Here is a 6531-nt window from a genome sequence, read left to right as displayed (position 1 = left end):
TGGTGGTGGCCGTGGTCTGGGCCGCCCGCGGCACCCAGCAGGTGGCCGAGGTGCCCAGACCACGGCCACCACCACGACCGCCGCCAGCACGGCGGCGGCCATCGCCCACCAGCGGCGACGCCCCCCGGAACCCTGCGGAACCGGCGTGTCGGCTTCGTCCATTCCCCACCCCCTCGGCGGCGCCAGCATAGTCGCCGGCCGAGCCGGGACCGGCGCCGGCGTCCGGGCTCGTCGCCTGCTCCGGCCCGCCCCAGCGGCCTCGCCGGGCCGGGTTCGGGACGAGCGCCGACTACCATGGACAGCGGCAGTTCCCGGATCGAAAGGCGTTCAACGGTGTCCCAGCCTGCGATCAAGATTTCCGTTGTGGTCCCGGCCTACCGGTCCGGCGCCGGCATCGACCGGGTGATCGGGTCGCTGGACGCCCAGACCCTGCCGGCCGCCGAGTTCGAGGTGATCGTCGTCGACGACGGCTCGCCCGACGACACCTTCCAGCACCTGCAGGAGCTGGCCGCGACCCGTCCGAACCTGATCGTCGACCGGATCGAGAACTCCGGCTGGCCCAGCCGTCCCCGCAACGTCGGTACCCGGCGCGCCCGCGGCGAGTACCTGCTGTTCATGGACCACGACGACTCGCTCTACCCGGACGCGCTGCGCCGCGCCTACGAGTACGCGCATCAGGTGGGCGCCGACCTGCTCAACGTCAAGGAGTCGAAGACCTCCGACGCCTGGTGGTGCATGCCGGCCCTCGCCGACGGCAACAGCGCCGAGGTGAAGCAGCAGGGCCGGATCGACCGGCTGCTGCCGATGGTTCCGCACAAGGTCTACCGCCGCCAGTTCCTGCTGGACAACGACATCCGCTTCCCGGAGGGCCGGCGGATGCTGTGGGAGGACGTCTACTTCAACATCGAGGCGTACGCGAAGGCGGAGCGGATCGCCGTGCTGGCCGACACCCCGGTCTATCTCTGGCACGCCTCGGACAGCAACAACTCCGCCACCTACGGCCCCCGCGACGACGAGTTCTGGGATCGCCTGGACGACCTGATGGCGTTCATCGACCGCACCCTGAGCGGACCCGAACTGGCCTCGGCCCGGGAGTCGGCGCTGCTGCACCAGTACCGCGGCCGGGTGCTGCGCCGGCTGGGCCGCGCGCTGATCGACGCCTCCCCGGACGACGCCGAGCGGGCGATGCGGCGTGCCCGCCAGGTGCAGGACCGGTTCATCGACCCGGACTGGGAAGCCGAGCTGGGGGTGTTCGAGTGGCCGCGCGCCCAGCTGCTGCGGCAGGGTCGCGGCGACCTGCTGGAGCTGCTGCACACCAGCTACGCCGCGATCAAGGGCCGCACCAGCGCCGGTCGAGTGGAGTGGCGCGACGGCGTCCTGGAACTCGATCTGGAATCGCGCTGGCTGGACGCCGACGGGCACCCGGTGCGCTTCGACCGGTCCGGCGACCGGCTGCTGCTGAGGCTGCCCGCCGAGCTGACCGAGGCGCTGCCGGCGGAACGGCTCGACGTCACCGACGCCGTGCACCGCTTCGTGTTCCGGGTCGGGGTCAGGGCACGCGCCGAAAAGGTCACCTGGCAGCTGTTCCCGCACGACTTCGAGGTGTCGGTCGACCCGTTCCAGGACGGCACCGCCGGGCTGACCATCCATGCCCGCAACCGCTTCGATCCGCAGACCTGCGCGCTCGGCGCGCCGGTCGCCGCGACGGTCTGGGACGTCGTCGCGGTGAACCGCTGGGACGGGCTGTCCCGGGCCGGCGCCGTCCGCACCGACACCGAGCCGAGGCCGGCGCTGCTCAGCGGCGTCCCCGCCGTCGCCTATCGCAACAAATCCGACAATCTCAGCATCGACCTCGCCCAGCAGCTCCGCAGCGTGGCCCGGGACGGCCTGCGCGAGGGTCGGCTTCCGGCCGCCGGAGCCGGCTTCACGCTGCCGCTGAGCGGCGTGGCGGTGCACGGCCGCACCGACATCGCACAGCCGGTGACGGTGGGCGGGCGCAGCTACCCGGGCCGGCTGATCGGCGACCAGGACGGCGCCCGGGTGCAGCTGGACGAGCGTCCGGCGCCGGGCCGGGTGGGTTTCCCGGTCGGTGACCAGGATTTCCCGACCCGGCTGCGGTTCGCGTCCGGCCGGGCCGGCGATCGGCTCAGCAGCGCGCCGGAAGGCTCCCCGGCGTCCCCCTGGGATCGTCTCCGAAGCCTCGGACGACACCTCGCCAAGGGCTCTGACAAGGGATGACGCTCCGGGAAGGGTGAACAGACTGTTCAGCTAGAATCACCCTGACCAACACGTGTCTTTCATCGGGAGTTCACCCATGCCCACAACCATCAGGCTGCTGAAGGCTGCCCTGGCGTGCGTCGTCCTGGTCGCATCGTCCGTGCTTCCCCAACCGGCGCAGGCCCTGCCGGCGCCGGTGCTGCCTGCGGCGCTGCGTCCGGCGGACTCCTCCCCCAACGTCCAACCCGCCCCGGTGCTGCCCGACTCGGTGACCACCAGCGCCGGCGGGCAACGGGTCGAGATCTACGGCTCGATCGGCAACCTCGACCGCGACAACGACTGGCGCCCGGTGAACGCCTTCGCCTACCTGGTCTCGTCGGTGCCGAAGTACCAGCACATCTACGCCACCGTGTACAACGCCTTCTGGGACGGCCAGCTGCCCCGGCTCGATCCGGTGACCAACAAGTGGGCGATCTACGGCACCGACGGCAAGCCGGTGGCCAACCCGTTCAGCCCCACCACGGCCTTCATGAACCAGCTGAACCAGTACGACACCGACGCCGAGCGCAAGCAGTACATCCACACCATCGGCAACCGGATCACCATCAAGGACTCCCTCGCCAACAACAGCAGCCTGGCCACCCTGCTCAACAAGGCGGGCGTGCTGAAGCTGTGCAACAACGGCTGGGGGGCCTGCCTGTCCCGGGTCAAGGAGTCCCTGTTCCACGACAAATTCGCGCTCTTCTCGCAGGCCAAGGACTCCACCGGCAAGCTCTGGGACAACGTGCTCTGGGTCACCTCGTCCAACCTGAACGGCGCCAGCGGCGGCGGCAAGTCCAACATCAGCTTCGCCATCTACGGCGACGCGGCCGGCTACCAGAACGTGCTCCAGAACCTCTGGGAGCCGAGCATGAACCAGACCGTGACCCCCGGCTTCACCCAGGGCGCCAGCAAGGGCTTCGCCTCGTCGTCCAGCGACATCGCCTACTACCCCTCGCCGCGCACCACCGACTTCGAGGGCGATCTGCTCGGCTCCCAGACCAACGCCAAGCTCAAGGGCAAGAAGACCTCCTGCAAGGTCTACGTGGTGCACTCGCTGTTCAGCATGGCCCGGCGCAAGGTGGCCGACGCGCTGGCCGCGCTGAAGAAGGACGGCTGCTCGGTGAAGGTGGTGGTCGGCCCGCCCTCGGTGAAGGAGATCACCGACACCTACTTCGCGATGAGCAAGAAGCTCCGCTCGCTGATCAGCCACTTCGAGTTCGGCAACGTGCACGACAAGACGGTGACGCTGTCCTACACGCTCAACGGCGCCAAGCGGTCCTACGCCTTCGGCGGTTCGGCGAACCTCAACGGCACCAGCCTGAGCGGCGACGAGCTGGCCGTCCGGTTCACCAACACCGAGGTGGTCGGGGCCGTCGAGACCCGCTCGCAGTACGTCTTCACCATGGCCAAGGCGGGAACCCGGAAGATCCCCGTGGTCAAGGTCAAGCTCTCGCCGGTGAATCCGACCGTGGTCACCGGATCGAAGCTCACCATGAAGGCGACGGTGCTGCCCACCAACGCCACCGTCCGCACCCTGAACTGGCGATCCAGCGATTCCTCGGTGGCCCGGGTGGACTCCTCGGGCAACGTCACCACCCTCAAGCCGGGGATCGCGACCATCTCGGCGATCTCGGTCTCCGGCTCGAAGGTCGGCTCCTCGACGATCATGGTCACCCCGGCCTCGGCCCGGACCAACGATTTCGACGGGGACGGCGTGGTCGACCGGGCCATCGTGCATCGCGGCACCGACTCCGAGCGGGGCTCGATCGAGATCCGCTACGGCAACGGCAACAAGGAGAACCAGGTCGTCCGGCCGAGCAGCCTCGGCTTCGGCGAGTCGGCGGCGATCCACTACAACCAGGTGGTCGCGGCCGACGTCAACACCGACGGCTACGCCGATCTGGTGGTCGGCGCCCCGGCGGAGAATGCCGTCGACGGCACCGAGACCGGCCGGGCGTACGTCATCTACGGGTCCAGCACCGGGCTGAAGACCAGCACCGTGAAGCGGCTCACCTCGCCGGTGGCGTCCGCGGAGGGCGCGTCCGGCCCGAGCGTCGGCGGTTTCGGAACCGCGGTCGCGGTGGTGAACAGCCCCCATCCGGTGATCCTGGTCGGCGATCCGTGGGCCAAGACCGCCACCGGGCTGTCCGGCGGGCTGGTGCACGCCTTCCCGGTCACCAACGGCACTTTCGGGACGCCGGTGGCCATCTCGCAGGATTCGCCGGGCGTGCCGGGCGTGGACGAGCCCGGTGACGAGTTCGGCTACTCCCTCGCCTCCAGCGGCGCCAACCTGCTGGTCGGCTCCCCGGGCGAGACCATCGGCAGCAAGGCCCGGGCCGGTTCGGTGCTGCTGTTCCGGTTCGCCGGCACCGGGTACAAGTCGACCGGCTACAACCAGGACAGCCCGGGCGTCCCGGACGGCACCGAGACCGGCGACCGGTTCGGCCTCACCCTGTCGATGGACGGCTCGCACGCCGTGATCGGCATCCCGAACGAGTCGGTGGGCAAGCTGCGCGACGCCGGGGCGATCCAGCCCATGACGATCTCCGCCACCGGTTCGGTCAGCTGGCCGGGGATGATCACCCAGAACAGCAAGGGCGTCCCCGGTGCCGCCGAGGCGGGCGACCTGTTCGGCAGCACGGTCCAGGTGGCCCGGCAGTGCTCCGGCAAGCCCTCCTACCTGGTCGGCGTCCCCGGTGAGGATCTCGGCACCGGGGCGGACCGCGGCCTGGTCCAGTTGATCCCGCAGGGGATCACCTCGTCGTGCAAGCTGCTCGAGTACACCAACGGGACCGGACGCCTGGGCGGCGCCGCGCTCGCCAACGAGAAGGTGCCCGGATCGCTGTCGGTGCTGCGCAGCTCCCCGTCGGCCAAGACCGACACCCTGGTGATCGGGACGCGCTTCGTCCTGCACCTGTTCCCGGCACCGTTCACCAAGGCCACCGGCTGGATCCCGGTCTCACCGGGCGACTACCTGGTCGGCCCCCTCCAGTGATCGCCGTCCAGTAATCGCCGTCCAGTGATCCCCCGCGCGGGGAGCCCTCGGCGTCAGGCCCGGGTTCCCCGCGCGATGGCGTCCCGCACGGCGCCGACGAACACGTCCGCGTAGCCGTCGTCGGGGAGGTCGCCGAGGTAGTAGCGGCGCATCCGGTCCCGCTCCGCGGCCAGCGGATCGTCCTCGAACATCGGCCGGACGGCCTCGTCCAGGTCGTCGTCGGGCCGGATCGGATAGCCGGCCGCGGCCAGCGGGAACGCCTCGGCCAGCGGCACCGTCGCCACCCCGGTGTCGGTGATCGCGAACGGCTTGCCGGAGCGCAGGAAGTCGGAGGCGACGCTGGACACGTCGGTGACCAGGGCGTCGGCGCGGTTGAAACAGTCCACGATGTCCAGCTGGGCGGACGCCTGCGAGCCGAGGTGCCCCGCTCCCCGGGCCAACTGCTCGTCGATGGCCTGGATCAGCACCCGCGATTCGGCGTCCCGGTAGGAGTAGGGGTGCGGGCGGAAGATCACCGTCGCGCCGCGGCGCAGCAGCGCGGCCACGATCGCACCGCCCATCCGCAGCGACCCGAAGCCCATGTCGACCAGCCCGCCGCGCCAGGTCGGCGCGTAGAGCACCGTCGGCGGATCCGGCATCGGCTGCCGGGCTGCGGCCACCCGCTCCGCCTGCGGCCGGCCGACGACCCGGAATTTCTGTTCCGGAACCAGGACGCCGTGCGCGGCGAAGCGGTCCACGCCGGCCCGGCCGGCCACGAAGATCTCGTCGAACATGGCCGTGGTCGGGCTGTAGCTGGGCGGCTTGTCACTGTCGCCATGGCCGAGGTGGACGTGGGTGGGGCCGGCGATCCGGACGCCCTGGACGTTCTTCATCTCGTTGTTCACGTAGAACACCGCGCCGATGCCGGGCACCAGCAGGCGTTCCAGGCTCTCCACCGACCCGGCGTACACCACCGGCGAACCGGACAGCGTCCGGGCGGTCGGCACGAAGGACCGTTCCCGCACGATCAGCACGTACCGCTCGCCGGCGCGTTCCAGGTAGGGCAGCCACATGGCGATCTGGTAGGCCGCTTCCGGCTTGCCGCTGAACAGGATCGCGAAGCGCGGGCCGTAGCGGTTCAGGGCGGCGGTGACCGCCTTCAGCCGGGCGTGGCGGCGGGCGGAGCGGACCTCCAGCAGGGCCAGTACGCCGGCCGCGCCCAGGCCGGCGACGGCGGCGATCTCGACGATCGCCGCCGGCAGCCCCAGCCCGGTCAGCGCCAGCAGCACGGTGACCGG

General features: G+C 70.6%; 3 protein-coding genes. 2 read left to right on the top strand and 1 reads right to left on the bottom strand.

All coding sequences use genetic code 11. The features are described 5' to 3' along the window. Positions 1–363 precede the first annotated feature (363 nt). Complete coding sequence (locus QM582_RS13675) at positions 364–2238, top strand: glycosyltransferase family 2 protein (RefSeq protein ID WP_415085264.1); 1875 nt, start codon at positions 364–366, stop codon at positions 2236–2238. 76 nt (positions 2239–2314) lie between these two features. Continuing rightward, entirely contained in the window at positions 2315–5254 is a 2940-nt protein-coding gene (locus tag QM582_RS13670; protein WP_415085262.1) for an Ig-like domain-containing protein, read from the top strand. 53 nt (positions 5255–5307) lie between these two features. Here QM582_RS13670 and QM582_RS13665 read toward each other — a convergent pair. Further along, a partial coding sequence (locus QM582_RS13665; protein ID WP_415085261.1) for a CDP-glycerol glycerophosphotransferase family protein occupies positions 5308–6531 on the bottom strand: 1224 nt, incomplete at its 5' end.

The organism is Micropruina sp., from assembly GCF_047607385.1.
Lineage (GTDB): Bacteria > Actinomycetota > Actinomycetes > Propionibacteriales > Propionibacteriaceae > Micropruina.
Note: the sequence above shows the minus strand (reverse complement) of the source record. Positions and strands in the feature narration are given on the sequence as shown.

Bases quoted from the DNA above. Each gene is read 5' to 3' on its own strand.
- QM582_RS13670 (WP_415085262.1), top strand. From the start codon at position 2,315: ATGCCCACAACCATCAGGCTGCTGAAGGCTGCCCTGGCGTGCGTCGTC.